14 protein-coding genes are annotated in these 15921 nt (G+C 65.7%); 6 read left to right on the forward strand and 8 right to left on the reverse strand.

Annotated features, from left to right (window positions below; genetic code table 11):
• The first annotated feature begins 86 nt into the window (after positions 1 to 86).
• Positions 87 to 1436: a trypsin-like peptidase domain-containing protein gene (locus ACWHYV_RS01545; RefSeq protein WP_447978906.1), complete on the forward strand. Its 1350-nt coding sequence runs from the start codon at positions 87 to 89 to the stop codon at positions 1434 to 1436.
• A gap of 44 nt (positions 1437 to 1480) precedes the next feature.
• On the opposite strand, the gene ACWHYV_RS01550 is transcribed toward ACWHYV_RS01545, so the two are convergent.
• From ACWHYV_RS01550 to ACWHYV_RS01585, 8 genes are all read right to left on the reverse strand, one after another.
• Positions 1481 to 1831 (reverse strand): hypothetical protein, encoded by a 351-nt coding sequence (locus ACWHYV_RS01550; protein ID WP_447978907.1) that lies wholly within the window; start codon positions 1829 to 1831, stop codon positions 1481 to 1483.
• 44 nt (positions 1832 to 1875) lie between these two features.
• Positions 1876 to 2157, reverse strand: coding sequence for a PepSY domain-containing protein (locus tag ACWHYV_RS01555; protein ID WP_447978908.1), 282 nt, complete (start codon positions 2155 to 2157; stop codon positions 1876 to 1878).
• Between the two features lie 188 nt (positions 2158 to 2345).
• Positions 2346 to 3584, reverse strand: coding sequence for an MFS transporter (locus ACWHYV_RS01560; RefSeq protein ID WP_447978909.1), 1239 nt, complete (start codon positions 3582 to 3584; stop codon positions 2346 to 2348).
• Between the two features lie 108 nt (positions 3585 to 3692).
• Entirely contained in the window at positions 3693 to 4505 is an 813-nt protein-coding gene (locus ACWHYV_RS01565) for a BON domain-containing protein (protein ID WP_447978910.1), read from the reverse strand.
• A 55-nt stretch (positions 4506 to 4560) separates the two neighbouring features.
• A complete protein-coding gene (locus ACWHYV_RS01570; protein WP_447978911.1) occupies positions 4561 to 5862 on the reverse strand; it encodes an MFS transporter in 1302 nt (433 codons plus the stop codon).
• Between the two features lie 13 nt (positions 5863 to 5875).
• Positions 5876 to 6967 carry a glycosyltransferase family 4 protein gene (locus ACWHYV_RS01575; protein WP_447978912.1) on the reverse strand — a complete coding sequence of 364 codons (1092 nt, stop codon included), beginning with the start codon at positions 6965 to 6967 and terminating at the stop codon, positions 5876 to 5878.
• 355 nt (positions 6968 to 7322) lie between these two features.
• Positions 7323 to 8681 (reverse strand): sigma-54-dependent transcriptional regulator, encoded by a 1359-nt coding sequence (locus tag ACWHYV_RS01580; RefSeq protein WP_447978913.1) that lies wholly within the window; start codon positions 8679 to 8681, stop codon positions 7323 to 7325.
• Entirely contained in the window at positions 8668 to 10299 is a 1632-nt protein-coding gene (locus ACWHYV_RS01585) for a sensor histidine kinase (protein WP_447978914.1), read from the reverse strand. The genes ACWHYV_RS01580 and ACWHYV_RS01585 overlap by 14 nt, the downstream gene beginning before the upstream one ends.
• 461 nt (positions 10300 to 10760) lie before the next feature.
• On the opposite strand from ACWHYV_RS01585, the gene ACWHYV_RS01590 reads away from it, so the two are divergent.
• The 5 genes from ACWHYV_RS01590 to ACWHYV_RS01610 all read left to right on the forward strand — a co-directional run bounded on the left by ACWHYV_RS01590 (position 10761) and on the right by ACWHYV_RS01610 (position 15893).
• Positions 10761 to 12032, forward strand: coding sequence for a glycosyltransferase (locus tag ACWHYV_RS01590; RefSeq protein WP_447978915.1), 1272 nt, complete (start codon positions 10761 to 10763; stop codon positions 12030 to 12032).
• 91 nt (positions 12033 to 12123) lie between these two features.
• The gene (locus tag ACWHYV_RS01595; RefSeq protein WP_447978916.1) at positions 12124 to 12831 is read left to right on the forward strand and encodes a mechanosensitive ion channel family protein; all 708 of its coding nucleotides are present in this window, start codon (positions 12124 to 12126) and stop codon (positions 12829 to 12831) included.
• Between the two features lie 29 nt (positions 12832 to 12860).
• Positions 12861 to 14162: an ABC transporter substrate-binding protein gene (locus ACWHYV_RS01600; protein ID WP_447978917.1), complete on the forward strand. Its 1302-nt coding sequence runs from the start codon at positions 12861 to 12863 to the stop codon at positions 14160 to 14162.
• Complete coding sequence (locus ACWHYV_RS01605) at positions 14113 to 15081, forward strand: carbohydrate ABC transporter permease (protein ID WP_447978918.1); 969 nt, start codon at positions 14113 to 14115, stop codon at positions 15079 to 15081. Before ACWHYV_RS01600 ends, ACWHYV_RS01605 begins: the two co-directional genes overlap by 50 nt.
• Entirely contained in the window at positions 15081 to 15893 is an 813-nt protein-coding gene (locus tag ACWHYV_RS01610) for a carbohydrate ABC transporter permease (RefSeq protein WP_447978919.1), read from the forward strand. Before ACWHYV_RS01605 ends, ACWHYV_RS01610 begins: the two co-directional genes overlap by 1 nt.
• The last annotated feature ends 28 nt before the right edge of the window (positions 15894 to 15921 follow it).

A 15921-nucleotide genomic window follows, 5' to 3' on the forward strand; every position in this document is an offset into this window, starting at 1 on the left:
TCCGCGAACCGATGCTTCACTGGGTGCTGGCAGCGCTTCTCTCCTGCCTCCTCGTCGGTCCAGTCCACGCAGGCGCACGTTCCGAGTTGCTCCAGCACGCAAAGGCGGCCACCGCCCTCATCGTCGCTCTCAACGACTCCAATCACAGCGTCTCGATGGGCAGCGGCTTCTTCCTCACGGACGACGGCCTGTTGGTCACGAATGCCCATGTTCTCGAAGGCGGGAGCCGCTTTCTCGTCTACGTCCATGACGACGTGATCATCACCGCGCTGGATGTCTTGGCGATCGACTCCGACGCCGACCTTGCGGCGTTGCACGTGAGCGTCTCCCCCGTCGAGACGCTTGCTCTTGCGGCGGAGAACCCGGAGGACGGCACCGAGGTCTTCGCCGTCGGCTACCCGCGGATCACCGATATTCTTCAAATGGGGTTTGCCTTGCACCCGACGGTGGGCCCGGGGACGGTCAGCGGCGTCGCTCAAGGCCGATCCCGCACCAACGGGTCTCCGACGTCCTTCGTTCAGACGACGGGTATTTTGAATTTCGGCAACAGCGGCGGCCCTCTGGTGGACAAGGAGTCCGGTGACGTGGTCGGGATGGTCGTGACCACGGTGCCGTATTTGGAGCGAGCCAAGGATCGCAACGGCGCCTCGATCGGAAGCGTCTCGATGAAGTCCGGAATCGGGTATTCGATTCCGGCCCCCGTCATTCGCCGTTGGCTGGACGCGCATCAGCTCAAGCCCCCGACCGCTGCCGCCAGGAGGGCGGCCGGCCCCCCGGTTCATCACGGCGGAGAGCCCGAAGCCGGCCGTTCCTTTGCGACCGGGCACCTCCTCCACACGATCGCGTCCATCCTGCATCAGGACACCGATCTCTTGCACTTGGCGATCTTCCACTATGAGACCGCGGCGACGCTCAACCCGAACGCTCCCTGGATCGCGCACCACCTCGGATTGGCCTACGCCGACAACGGCCAATGGCCGCAGGCATTGCGCGCCTACTTGAAAGGGCTCGATCGCAGCCCCAAGGATCCGGCCTTGTTGACCGATGCCGGTCTGGCCTGGGAGCGGACCGGTGAAGCGGACCGCGCGCTCTTGTCGTACCGCGCCGCGCTGGAGATCGACGGGTCGAATGCCAAGGCGCACAACCACCTGGGCCAATTGCTGTGGAAGATGGGGAAAGGAGAGGAGGCCATCGCTGAATTGCGCGCGGCCCTCGAGGCGGACCCGACGCTCGCTTCGGCGTCCTATAGCCTCGGCCTCGCCCTGGAGGCCAAGGGGCTTCATGCTGAAGCCGTCCGGACGTGGGAGTCGTTCTTGCAGACCGCCGTCGCACAACCGAGCGTCGATGAGTGGACGGCCAAGATTCGCGACGGATTGACGCGCCTCAAGACCGCGCATCGGGCGGCCTCTTCGGACGAGCGCGTGGCCGCCCACTGATCACGAGGAGTCAGGCCGGCGTAAAGCCGGCCTGACCGAACTGGTCAATGCCCGCCGGCCGGCGCCTGGCCCGGCTTGGCGCCTTCTCCTTCGAATTGCGGCGCCGACCCGGGCGGCAGTCCTTTCGTCCCGCTCTGACCTGCTCCGCCTTTGCTTTCTTCGCCCATCGGCCCCGCTCCAAGGTCTCGGCGTTCACCTGTGGGCGCCGTCTCTTCGCGGCTCTTGCCGAGGCCCAGTTCACCTTCCCGGTGCATGCCCGACTGTCCTTGCCCCGAGCCTTTCATCTGGCTCTGTCCTTGACCGCCGTGCCCCGTCGGGTCGGCGGCCATGGCGACGGTGCCGAGTCCGAGCACGGCTGCGGCCGCGATCGCCAACATTCCCTGAGATTTCCTCATCGCATCCCTCGCTTGATGGTTGGTCACGCTGGCCCGATCCGGCGCTACTTCTCGATCTTCATCATCTGGCCGGTCTGCGCATCGACGTAGACGGTGCGCTCCTTCTTGCTGGCGTCGATGATGTCGATCTCATACACCGTCCGGCCGTCTTCCTTTCCCAACTGCGCCTCGACGACCTTCCCCGGAACTTCGGCCGTGGCGATCTTGATCGCCTGCTCCATTGGAACTTTTGCGGATTCGGCCAACTCTTTGTTCGTCTCGAACAGAGCCCATGCGGGGCTCACTGCCCACACCGCGATCAGCAGCATGGCAAACAGGTAACGCATTGCATACCTCCTGGTGAACTGTGAACAGTGACAACCGACGCCGGAGGATCCGGCATCTTCGGACTTCTACTCAAGCAAACAGCAGGCCGCTTCACCGGGAAGGGCACACCCAAGGAATCAGGGGGTTGGAAGAGTCCGGTCGCCGGTGCTCGCTTGTAGAGGGGCTTCTGGAAGAACAGCTTGTCTGGTTACGGACAGTCGGTCCTGCGCGTCTCCGCCGTACGCCGCCGTGTGAAGCGGAGGGTGAAGGCCGCCGTCAGAATCAGCACGACGCCGATGCCGACCACGCTCGTCCGCTCGCCGAATTCCTGCGTCACCCAGCCGAACGCCGTCATCCCCGCGATCGCGGCAGCCATCGCGCCGGTCCCGTAAATCGTCAAGACGCGGCCGACCAGTCGTTGCGGTGAAACCTGCTGCAGCACCCCCCAGGCGATGGGCGTGAACGCGCCGATCCCGCTCCCGATGATCACCATGAACAGCGCCGCGGACGCGCTTCCCGGTGCGCCCGCCAATGCGAACAAGGCCGCGCCGCTGATCCCGCTGGAGGCGGCGATGACCCAGAGACGGCGGGGCAGCGGCCATTCCGTGAGACGGACGAGGCCGAGCGACATCACGAAGAGCCCGATTCCCAAGGCCGACCAGAGATAGCCCACCTCGACGGGACCGAGGTCCAGCATCTTGCGGCCGAAGACCGGGAACAGGGTCGAGAAGGCGGCGGTCCCGAACGAATGGAGGGCCGCGATCGCGATGAGCAGCAGGATCAGGCGCTGTTTGATGAACCGAAGCCCTTCGACGAGATCGTAGACCGGGGAGCTGAAGAGCGGCCCGGCCGGCCGGCCGTCGCCTCGCTCCGCGAAGCGAATCGGGACGAGGCACGCCGCGGAGGCCACGTAGGTCAGCGCGTTCAAGCAGAGGACGGCCTGTGAATCCATCGCGGCGATGCCGATGCCGCTCAGGGCCGGGCCGAGGATCACCCCGAGACTCGTCGTCGCCTGCAACCAGGCGTTCGCGGCGGTGAACTGAACTGGCTTGACGAGCGCGGGGATCGATGCGGTCAAGGCCGGGCCGAAGACCGCCGTCGCGACGGCATGAAGAAAGACCAGGAGATAAAGGTACTCCACCGTGAACGCGGTGGGGCTGATCCAGCAGGGAATCACGCCGATCAGCACCGCGCGAAGCAGGTCGGTCACGATCAGAACCGGCTTCTTCGGGAGACGGTCGAGATAGACGCCGATCAGGGGACCGAAGAGGATCGGCGGAATGGTCTGCAGCATCCCGATCACGGTCGTCTTCAAGGGCGATCCGGTGATCGAGTAGACGAACCAGAGGAGGGCGAGTTTCGTCACGCCGTCGCCGATCTGCGAGATCAGTTGTCCCCACCACAGGAGACCGAAGTTTCGGGTGCGGAGCAAGGCAGGATCTGTCACGAGGCCCCGTCCTTCGCCGTCAGCCCCGCCACTCGTGTGCCGGAGAAGGCCGGAAGAGGGCTCACGCGCATGGCCGGCAGCGCCGGGGCCCTTTGATTCGGTCTCGCATTACTCCGCCGTCTCCAGGCGGACCCCGTCGGATCGGACGGCTTTGACGCCCGGAACTTGGCGCGCGGCCTCGGCGGCTTCCAGCGCGATGACCAGGAATTTCGTCTTTCCGCTCAACGAGACGACGCCCTCTTCCGTCTTGACCTCGAAATGGGCCGACTCGAGCGTCTTGCTTCTCGCGAACCGTTCTTTGACGTACTGCGTGATCGTCTCGTCCCGCTTTCGCGCAAGCGACTGGGGCAAGTCCTTGGTAATCTCGAGATTGTTGGTGACCGTCTTGACTCCCTCCACCGTCTGGGCGATTTCGGCCGCAAGGGCTTTCTCCGCCTCGCTGCCGACCTTCCCCGACAGCTCTGCCGTGTCCCCGTGCATATCGACGTTCAGCTCGTAGGGAAAGAGCCTGGAGTCGGCCATAAAGGCGAGCTTGATCGCCACCGCGGGTGGCCCGGTCGGTTTGGCGGGTTCCGGCTTCGATTCCTGTGCCTTGGGCGCGGGCGCCGTGGCTGCCTTGCCCTCGGCGGGCTTGCCGTCGGGCGCTTTCTCCGCCGGCTTGGGGGGCTCGGCGGGCTTCGGGGCCTCGGGCTTCGCGTCCCCTGCTTTCGGATGCGTCGGCGTCGCGGCCTTCGGCTCCGAGGGCTTCGTCTCCGGCTTGGCCTCCGGTTGCTTTGGCGCTTCTTGAAGTTTGGGCGGCGTGGGCTTGGGCTCCGCCGGCTTGAGGGGCTCGTCACCCTCGACGGGCAGGGCACCGAGCAACACGGCGGAGAGCACGATCGTTGCGACGTTCCGGGGAGTCCCCGTGAAACCTCTTGTCATAGGCGCTCCTTGAGTAGGGCGGTTCGGTGCGAAGTGTGCTGGGAGGGGTCGTACGTCACGCCGCCGGAAGAGGGGCCGCGATCGCCTCGTCGTCCGCGGTACACCGCCGTTTGAATCGGGCGGCGAGCAGCGCGGTCGCCATCATCACCGTAGCGATGCCGAACAGGCACGCGGTGGCACCCACCGTATCGGCGGCCCATCCGAAGGCCATCATGCCGATCATCGCCGCGAACATGCCGCCCGTGCTGAACGTCGTCATGACGCGCGCGAGCAGGTGGCCAGGGGTGATCTCCTGCAAGACCGCCCAGACGACCGGCGTGAACAGAGCCGTGCTGGCCCCGATGACGATCATCAGGACGCCGGCGGTGAGCGGGCGGTCGAGCACGCTCAAGGCGCTGATGGCCCCGCTTCCGACCGCCATCGCCACGGCGATTACATGGAACCGGTCGGCGAGAGCCGCGTGATTCGAAAGAGCCAGCCATGCCGAGGCGAGCAGCATACCCACGCCGAGGGCGGACCACAGATAGCCCAGTTCCGCGGGCCCCAGATGCAGTAGCTGCTTGGCGAAGACCGGCAACATGTACACGAACGCGCTGGAGGCGAGGGCATAGAGCGTCGCGATCACCATCAACGTCAGGACGAGGCGGTGGCGGACAAAGATGAACCGGAACCCTTCTTCCATCTCCTGAAGGACCCGACCGGGCGCCGCCGTCCACGCGTCCTGCCGGATCAGTCGCCGGATGCGAACAGGGACCAAGCAGAGCGCCGACAGGAAGAAGGTCGCCGCGTTGACGTAGAGGACGTTCTGCGCGCCGATCAGGGCGATGCCCAAGCCGCTGATGGCCGGTCCGACCAGGACCCCGATGTTCGTCGTACTCTGGAGCAAGGCGTTGGCGGCCGTCAAGTGGGGTCGCCCGACGATGAGCGGCACGGAGGAGACCAGCGCCGGGCCGAACACGGTGGAGAAGACCGCGATCAGGAAGACGAGGCCGTAGAGGCGGTTCAAAGTCAGCAGGCCGAGCGCGTGGAGGATCGGAATCGCCAGCACCAGGCCGGCGCGGAGCAGGTCCACCCACATCATCACCGCTTTCTTCGGCAGACGATCGAGGTAGACTCCGATCACGGGGCCGAGAACGAGCGGCGGGACGGTCTGGAGCAGACCGATCAGCGTCATCTTGAGCGCCGAGCCGGTCAGGTCGTACACGAACCAGAGCAGCGCCACCTTGTTGAGGCCGTCCCCGATTTGCGACACGACCTGCCCGGCCCACAGCAAGCCGAAATCGCGCGTCCGGAGCAGGCGCCAGCCGGGGGCGGACACAGCGGACGCCCCCGGCTGAGCCGATGACGGGGATCTCACGGCAACCTCCGCGTCACCACCGATCCAAGGCGATCTGCGAGCTGGCCCATCCGCTGTCCCGGCTCTCGTCGGGGCGGTTGTCCCGGTGGAGCTGTCGATAGAGGGCGACGTAGTCCTGGGCCATCCGCTCGGCTGTGAACCGCGCCTCGAATGCCTGGCGACAATCGGCACGGTTGAGCGAGCCGATTCGTTCAACGGCGGAGACCATCTCGTTGAGGGTGTCGCAGATGAAGCCCGTCTTCCCGTCCTCGATGATCTCCGGGATCGAGCCGCGGCGGTAACAGACGACCGGCGTGCCGCAGGCCAAGGCCTCGATCAGCACGAGACCGAAGGGCTCCGGCCAATCGTACGGCGCCACCATCGCGAGCGCCTCGCCGAGAAAGTCGTCCTTCTCGGCGTCCGTGATCTCCCCCACGTATTCGATCAACGGGTGGGACATCAAGGGCTCGATTTCGGCTTCGAAGTAGTTCCGGTCGGCCGGGTCCACTTTGGCCGCGATCCGAAGCGGGACGCCCACCCGCTTGGCGATCTCGATCGCATGGTCCGGGCGCTTTTCAGGCGAGATGCGCCCCAGGAACGCAAGATACTTACCGGGGTGCGGATGGTAGGAGTAGAGGTCCGGCGGGAGCCCGTGATAGACGGTGCCCTGCCAATTGGCCCAGGGGATCGGTTTCCGCTGCGAGTTGGAGATCGAAACCACCGGCAGCTCTGAAAACTCACGGAAGATCGGGATGAGTTCGGGCAGATCAAGCCGGCCGTGCAGGGTCGTGATGACCGGAGTCAGGCAGCGCCGCGACAAGGGAAAGCCGATGAAGTCCAAATGGGAATGAATGATGTCGAAGTCGTGGGCCGAGGCCCCGAACGCCTGTTCCAGCAAGGTCACGAGCGGGGCATCGCGGTTGAAGATGCCGGTGGACAGACGAAGGGCCTCCGGGCAGGCCGGCCGCAGCTTTGCGGTCGTGATCGAGTCGCCGCTGGCGAAGAGCGTGACGTCGTGGCCGAGCCGGACCAGCTCTTCGGTCAGATACGAGACGATCCGCTCGGTCCCACCGTACAGCTTCGGCGGCACGCTTTCCCACAGAGGCGACACCTGCGCGATTCTCATGTGATGCTCCTTTCTCGAGTTCGGTATGACGGACGGGAAGGAATCTCGATGCGGACGCACGAACGTCCGGGCCTTCCACTGCAAGCGACGGGCCGCCGCGGGCCCGCCGGTCCGACGGCGTGCTCCGGTTGATTCTCAACGGGATCGGCGCGGGGGACGCCCCGTCGGCGTCCCTACTCCGCCGTTGTTCGGGGCGACTTGTCGGAGGGAAGACGACGATCGGGTCGGGTTCGAGCCAGCAGCGCAGCGTTCTGCGCCGTACAACTTGTCCTCGTCAAAGACAAGCCGTCCGTTGGGAGTCTGTCCGATCTCCGTCGCCTCGCCGCGAAGGACCGAAGGGTGGCTCGAACCGCTCCTACGCCGACATGCCGTAGCGCCGGAGCTTCCGCAACAGGGTCTTTCGGTGGATGCCAAGGATGTCGGCGGCGCGTCCGATGTCCCGCTGATGGGCGTCGAGCACCCGAAGGATGTAGTCCTTCTCCAGCGCGTCGATCGTCATCCAGCCGCTCTGGACCGGGGATTGGGTGGCCGCCGTCCGGATCGACTCGGGTAGGTCATGGGGCAGGATCGCCGGATGAGGGGTGAGGACGATCGCCCGTTCAATCACGTGCTCCAGCTCGCGGACGTTCCCGGGCCAGGGATACTTCAGCAGCAGGTCCATGGCTTCGGGCGTGATGCCCGTCACCGGTTTTTCCTTGTTCGCTCCATACTTTTGCACGAAATATTGGGCCAGGACGGGCACATCTTCGGGGCGTTCCCGCAACGGCGGGATCGTGATCGTCACCACGTTCAGGCGATAATAGAGGTCTTCCCGGAACGTTCCCGCCTCCACCAACGGCTTGAGATCCTTGTTCGTGGCCGCGATCATGCGGACATCCACGGTCATGGTCCCGCTGCCCCCGACCCGTCGCACCTCTCGCTCCTGGAGCACGCGCAGCAGCTTGCTTTGCAGGGTGGGAGAGATGTTGGCCATCTCATCGAAGAAGCAGGTCCCCATGTGCGCCTTTTCGAGCAGCCCCTTCTTGGTCGCGATGGCGCCGGTGAAGGCCCCGCGTTCGTGCCCGAACAGCTCCGATTCCAGCAGGCTTTCGGTGAGCGCCCCACTGTCGACCGTGACGAAGGGCCCCGTGCGACGGGGGCTGTTGGCATGGATGGCGCGGGCGACCAGTTCCTTCCCGGTTCCGCTTTCGCCTTGGATCAAGACGGTGCTGTCGGTCTGGGCCACCCGGGCGATCATCTTGTAGACGGAGACCATCCCCGGGCTGCTCCCCACGATGTTGTCGAAGCGGTACCGGTCGCGCAGTTGCTCGCGCAGCGACTGGTTCTCCGCCAGCACCCGCTTGTGCTCGAGCGCCCGGCGGACGACCAGGCGGATCTCGTCCACGATGAACGGCTTGCTCATGTAGTCGAATGCCCCGGCTTTGATCGCATCGACGGTCGTCTTGAGCGACCCGTAGGCCGTGAGCAGGATGACCAGGGTGTCGGGCGCGCGTGCCTTGAGCTCGCTGAGCAACGCCAACCCGTCCATGCCGGGCATATGGATATCGGTGATGACGACGTCCGGCCGCTCCTCCTCGAGTTTGCCCAGGGCGGCCTGCGCATGCTCGGCCGTCGCGACCCGGTAGCCCTCCTTCGTCACGATTTCGCGCAGCAGCTCCAGGGTTTCCGGATCGTCGTCCACGATCAGCACACGTGATTCTTCAACCGGCAACATAGGCATATCCTTCCGCAGCAGGCAGCATGACCGTGAAGCGCGATCCCTTGCCGGGCTCGCTCTCGACGGTGATCGTCCCACGGTGCGCCCGGATCGTCTCGATGGCGATCGCCAGGCCCAGTCCGGTTCCCCGGCCGGCCCGCTTCGTGGTGAAAAACGGCTGAAAGATCTGTTCCTTCAGCTCGGGTGCAATTCCCTGGCCGCTGTCGGTGACGTCGACGGCGAACCGAGGGGGACCGTCGTCCCCCGGCTCGGCGACCCGATATGTCCGGATTGTCAACGTCCCTCCGCCGGGCATCGCATCCAAGGCGTTGTCGATAAGGTTGCAAAACACTTCCTGCAGTTGCTGGGCGTCCCCGTCGATCTTCATGGTACCCGGCGCAAATTCCGTCATCAGCGTCACGTTCCGGCGGGAGATCTCCGGACGCAGGAGCGCTACGCAGTCGTCGAGGCACGCGGTGAGCTCGAGCCGGGTCAGGACCGGTTCGGGCTTACGCCCATAGATGAGCAGGTCCTGGATGATCCGGCTGGTCTGTTCGATCTGGGCTTCGATGGTCTGGAGGCGGCGGCGCGCGTCGGGTGTGAGCTGGGTGTCCTCCTGAAGCAACTGCACGTGCCCCGACAGCGCGGTCAGCGGGGTGCCGATCTTATGCGCGACCGTGGCCGCCAGTTGCCCGATCGCCGAGAGCCGTTGTGCCCGCGCGGCTTCCCGTTGGGCGCTGGACAGCAACTCGTTGGTCCTGGCCAATTGTCGGTTCTTGTGGCGAATCTCGGCCGTGGCCTCCTCGACCCGGCGCTGCAGGTCTTGGTGGGCCTGTTGCAGGGCTTGGAACAGCCGGGCATTTTCTTCGGTCGTGCTTCGGATCCGGTCCACCATGACGTTGAATCGGCTGGCAAGGGTCCCGAGCTCATCCTCCCCGCGGACGGGCACGGCCGTGGTCATCGTGCCCTCCGTCACGGCTTTCACGGCCGCCAGTAAGGCGCCGACGGGGCGGTGCACGTACCAGTACAGCACGACATTGAGCGCCAGCACGATCGCGGCGCCGGTGATCAGCCGCCGGGTGAGCGACAGCCGGTGCTGGTAGTCCAAGACTTCGTCGAATTGGGCGGTGGAGAACTCCGCGTAAGCGGCCCCCACCAGCCGGCCCTCCACTGAAATGGGGGAGGCAATCTTCAAACGATGGTCGGTGCTGCTCTGCGGGTCGCTGATCGCGGTGCCCGTCGCAATGGCCCGCATCACGAGCGGGGGCGGCAGCTCGAGCGCCGGCAGGACGGTGTTGCCCGCACTGACCAGCAGCCGCGGCTGTCTGCCCCCCTCCGGGGTCACCGCGTACAGCGCCACATCGATCAGGTCAGGGCGGTTGGCCCGCAGGCGGTGCAGCTCCATTTCCCGTGCGCGCTGATCCTGAAAGTCGGCGAAGGTCGTGACGGCGGCGTCCACTTGGCGCACGACCGCCATCAACTCCTCTTGATAGTTCTCTCTGGCGAGTTGAGAGACATAGCGCCGGTCGAGGTACTCGTCGCTGATCGCCGACAGGCCCACGATCAACAGGATGATGATGGAAACCTTGGCCTGCAGGCTGGTCCGGGTCCACGGGGTGGGTCGACGGATCTTCATGCCGACCGCCTCCCGCATGTCATGGCCCGCGACCCCCTGTCATGATCGGTACGTTGTCGCGGGGTGGGACACAATGCGCCCCTGCGGACAAGCTGTCCTTGTGCACCGGCGTCTTCAGCAGCGACCGAGATCCCACGAACGACCGTTTTCAGTGGCCGAACGATCCTGGTCTCGGCTATGCTACCGTGTCGAGGGTAGTACCCGGACGTTGCAGGGGCAAAAAACGAGCCAATGAACAAGGCACGACTCTCTCTTTGGAGTTCAATGCGTGGACCGGTCCTGATTGTGCCTGACTGTTGCCGGAATATCTGTCATTGATTGGCCTACATGAGGTACCTTGTCAACCGACATCCCCGTGGCAGCTCCCTGCGTATACTGCAACTCACCTTACGGGGGGTCGGTGTGCTCGGCGGCAGTGGCGCGGGATCGCGGCCGACCAGAGGGGCCGAGCCTATTCCGCGATGACGGCGGCGTCCACTCTACTCACCACCGAAACCGAGGACCGGATTCGCGAGATCGGCGAAGCGGAAATCCTCATCGGTATCCCCAGCTTCAACAATGCACGGACCATCGGCCACGTCGTCAGAGCCGTCATGGCCGGCCTCGCCAAGTACTTCTCCGGCCGGCGCTCGGTCTTGGTGAATTCCGACGGGGGATCCACCGATGGAACACCCGAAGTCGTCGCCCGGTCCGTCGTGGACTACGGGGCCATGCTGATCAGCGATCGGCAGGGCTTGCTTCAGAAGATCATCACCCCATACCACGGCATTCCGGGGAAGGGCAGCGCGTTCCGCACGATCTTCGAGATCGCTCGCCGCTTGAAAGCGAAAGCCTGCGCCGTCGTGGACTCGGACCTTCGGAGCATTACGCCCGAGTGGATCGAACTGCTGATCGGCCCGGTCTTGGAGCAGGGCTACGACTACGTCGCGCCGTATTATTTGCGGCACAAGTACGACGGCACGATCACCAACAGCATCGTCTATCCCATGACCCGCGCCCTCTACGGCCATCGGATTCGGCAGCCGATCGGGGGGGATTTCGGCTTTTCAGGCGCCTTGGCCGAACATTATGCCGCCAAGCACGTGTGGGAATCGGACGTCGCCCGGTTCGGGATCGATATTTGGATGACCACCGAAGCGATCGCGAGCGGGGCCCGCGTCTGCCAGAGCTTCCTCGGAGCGAAGATTCACGACCCCAAGGACCCTGCGGCGGACCTGTCCGCGATGTTGGTGCAGGTCGTGGGTGCCGTCTTCGCCCTCATGGAAGAGCACCAGAACGTCTGGCTGAATCTCGAAGGCTCGAATCAGGTGACGCTCTTCGGATTTCAGTACGGGGTCGGCGTGGAGCCCGTCCATGTCAATGTGGATCGCATGGTGGCCAACTTCCGTCAAGGCCTCGCCGACCTGGAGGCGATTTGGCGCCAGATGCTGGCCCCAGAGACCCTCGCGGGGCTTCTGCCCTTGCAGGAGTGTCCGCTCCAGGCGTTTCGCATCCCGGATGAGCTGTGGGCTCGGGTCGTCTACGATGCGGCCGTCGCCCACCGCCGGCGGGTCTTGCCGACCGAGCACTTGCTGCGCGCCATGACCTCGCTCTATCTGGGCCGGACCGCGTCGTTCGTGCTCGAGACGCAAGCGCTCACCACCGTGGAGGCCGAAGAGCGGATTGAAGCCTTGTGTCTGAAGTTCGAACAGGAAAAGGGTTACCTGGTGCGGCGGTGGACCGAGGCGGACTGAAGCGACGAATGACGAGTGATGGGAGAGGACCGATCCGGATGGACGGGCCGCAGGGACGGGTGTCCGGCGCGTTCCGCGCTTCTGGTGAGCCATGACCGACTTCTGGACGACTGCGCTGCTCGATCCGTTGGCGAATCTCGGCGCCCGGCTCCTGGCTTTGCTGCCGAACCTGGTCGCCATGATCATCATCCTGACGCTCGGCTGGGCGCTCGCGTGGGTGAGCGGGGTGATCGTGGAGCGGGGATTGCGCATCGTCGGGCTGGACCGGTTGAGCGAACGGTTGGGGGCGACCGCCGCCTTGCTCCGCGGAGGGGTGAAGGCCGAGCCCTCGCACGTGCTCGGGCGCGCCGTCTACTGGTTCGTCCTGGCGTTCACGGTCATCGCGGCCCTCGCCGCGTTGAACGTCGAGCCGATCAACCGCTTCGCCCAATCATTCCTGGCGTACATTCCACACCTGTTCACGGCCGCGATCATCCTGGTGGCCGGCTACCTCCTGTCGAACTTCGTCGGGCAGGCGGTGCTCATCACCGCCGTGAACGCCGGCTTTCCGCCCGCCAGGGCGGTGGCCGCGTTCTCGCGGTGGGGTGTGCAACTGCTCGCCGTCGCGATGGCCCTCGAGCAGTTGGGGATCGCCCAGAACATCGTCGTCGTCGGGTTCGGGATCACCTTCGGCGGCGTGGTCCTCGCGGCGGCGATCGCCTTCGGCTTGGGCGCGAAGGACGCGGCCAAGAACTTTCTCGAGCGCCGGCTGTCCGGACGAGAGTGGAACCAAGGACCGGACGATCTGCGGCACCTGTAGCCGATCGGGTATGGAGACGGGGCTGGCCCATGATGAAGATCGGACTCGCGTTGAGTCTGGCGTTGGCCGCCGCGGGGATGGGCTGTGCGCGGGAGTCCGCCACCGAGTCGAACGTGCTCGTGTTCAACCATGGGAAACTCGCGGGGGAGCCGCACGTCATGCGTGGCATGCTGGATGAGTTCGAGCGCCAGCACCCGGGCGTGCGGGTCCAAGAAGAAGTCCTGCCGTCCTCGACGGATCAGCAACACCAGTACTATGCCATCACCCTGGAGAGCCACGATATCCCCTTCGACCTGTTCGCGATCGACGTGATCTGGGCGCAGGAATTCGCACGGGCCGGATGGATCACCGAGGTCGACGACGTGGTCGGGCTCGAGGAGCGCGAGGTCTACTTCCAGTCCGCGCTGGAGGCGGCCACGTTCGACGGCAAGCTCTATGCCATCCCCTGGTACGTCGATGTCGGGTTGCTCTATTACCGCCGCGATCTCCTCGCCCGCTACGGGGCTCGGGTGCCGCGTACCTGGCCGGAATTGGCCCACGTCGCCGCGACCATCGTCCGGGAAGAAGGCGACCCCGCGCTGAAGGGCTTCCTGTGGTCGGGGAAGCAGTATGAAGGGCTGATGTGTATCGCGCTCGAGTTCATCTGGGGGCGCGGCGGAAGCTTACTGGACGAGGACAGCCGTGCGGCGGAAGAGGCGGTGGCCTATATGCGGCAGCTCATCGAGGCGGGCGTCTCCCCGCCGCTCGTCTCGGTCGCCGATGAAGAAAGCGTTCGCCTCCTGTTCGCCGATGGCCGGGCCGTGTTCATGCGCAACTGGCCGTACGCGTGGTCGCTGCTCCAGCAGGACCGCTCGCGGGTGCGCGGCAAGGTCGGGATGGCGCCGATTCCGGCGTTCGAAGGCCGTGAAGGGGCCTCGGTCTTGGGCGGCTGGATGCTCGCGGTGCCCAGCCGGGCCAAGCATCGGGGCCTCGCCGTCGAGCTCCTCCACTTTTTGGCCTCCCGTCATGCGCAGCAGCGCATGGCGACAGAGGCCGGCTATCACCCCGCCCGGCGCGACCTCTATGCGGACCCGGAGCTGATCGAGGCGCAGCCTTGGCTGCCGGAGCTGTACCCGGTTTTTCTCGGCGCGCGGCCCCGGCCGCCGAGCCCCTATTACTTGATCCTGTCGCAGATCTGGCAGCCCGAATTAAGCGCCGTGATCGTCGGCCGGAAATCGCCGCACGCGGCGTTCGCGTCGGGGAAGCGCCGGACGGCTCAAGCACTGGCGACAGAAGAGCCTTATGTCACCAAGAGCGACATCGGGAACACCGCGCTGGTCGCCGGTCGATAGCCCGGCGGACACGCGGCCGAACAGGATCTGGTCCGAGGCGCGCTGGGGCTACGCCATGATGGTCCCCGCGCTGGCGTTGCTCACGCTCTTTGCCGCGATCCCCATCCTCCATGCACTCTGGCTGAGCCTGCACCGCCGCCTCCCGATCTTCGGCATCGAGCAGTTCATCGGCCTCCGCAACTACACGGCCTTGCTCTCCGACGACCGGTTCTGGGCGGCCTTCGCCACCACCGCTTACTTCACCGTCGTGTCCGTGGCGCTCGAAGTGGGGCTCGGGCTCGGCATCGCCCTGCTCGTGCAGGGACCCGTGCGCCCCGGCGAGATGCGGCGATTCCCGGCCTGGCCCCGCGTGGTGATGTTGATCCCCTGGGCCATCCCGACCGTCGTTTCGGCCCGGATCTGGGAATGGCTCTACCATTCCGAGTACGGACTCTTGAGCTACCTTGCGAGGTCCAGCGGATTGGCGTCGGGGCCGGTCTCCTGGCTCGGTTCTCCGGGCTCCGCGTTGCACGCGGCGATCCTCATGGACGTCTGGAAGACGACGCCGTTTGCGGCGCTGGTGCTCCTTGCCGGGCTGCAGACCATTCCGCGCGAGCTCTACCAGGCCGCCTTCGTGGACGGCGCGGGTCGCTGGGCCGTCTTCCGGCACGTGACCCTGCCGCTGCTCTGGCCGGCCGTGCTGATCGTGGTCGCCTTTCGGACGATGGACGCCTTCCGCGTCTTCGATGCGGTGTTCGTGCTGACCGGCGGGGGGCCGGGCAACAGCACGGAGACGTTGTCGATCTATGCGTACAAGACGCTCTTCCAGACGCTCCAGTTCGGGTACGGCTCCGCCGTCACGACCGTGATGTTTGTGCTCGTCCTGCTCATGACCGGGACCAGCGCCCTGCTCATGCGCCGGAGCCTGAGGGTGACGTAATGGGGCTTGCGCTGCGCTGGCTCGGGATCGCCGCCGTCGTGACCTTTTGTCTGGGACCGATCGCCTGGCAAGTCGTCACCTCGGTCAAGCCGGAGGCGGAGTTGGTCCGTTTGCCGCCGCTGCTCCCCGATTCCCCGACCGGGGCCCACTACGTCCGGGTGCTGACGGCGTCTTCGCTGGGCCGAGACCTGATGAACAGCGCCATCGTGGCCACGGGGACGACCGCGCTGTCGATCGGCCTGGCGAGCCTGGCGGCATTCGGACTGGCTCGATTACCCATCGGCGGCAAGCCCCTCATCCTCGGCCTCATCTTGGCCCTGTCGATGTTCCCGCCGATCGCGACGATCAGCCCGCTCTATCTGCTGGCGCGGGCGTTCGGGGTGCGCGACACCCTGCTGGCCGTTCTGCTGGTGCATACGACCTACGCGCTTCCGTTCGCGATCTGGGTGCTGACGAATTTCTTCCGCCAGGTTCCCGTGGAGCTCTACTGGGCCGCGCGCGTGGACGGCTGCAGCCCGCTCAGGGCGCTCTGGTCGGTTATCCTGCCTCCGGCGCTCCCCGGTGTGGCGGTGGCCGCCCTCCTCGTCTTCATCTTTTCATGGAACGAGTTTCTCTACGCGCTGACCTTGACGGCGACGGACCGGTCCCGGACCGCGCCGGTGGCCATCGCGCTTTTCCCCGGGCTGCACGAAGTGCCGTGGGGCGATCTCGCCGCGGCCAGCCTGGTGGTCACGGCGCCGATCATCGTGTTGGCGGTGATCTTTCAGCGGCACATCGTGGCGGGGCTGACCGCCGGGAGCGTCAAAGGATAGCGTGGAACCCCGGGCGAGGAGGAGCGGA

The sequence above is a fragment of the Candidatus Nitrospira bockiana genome, assembly GCF_965152565.1.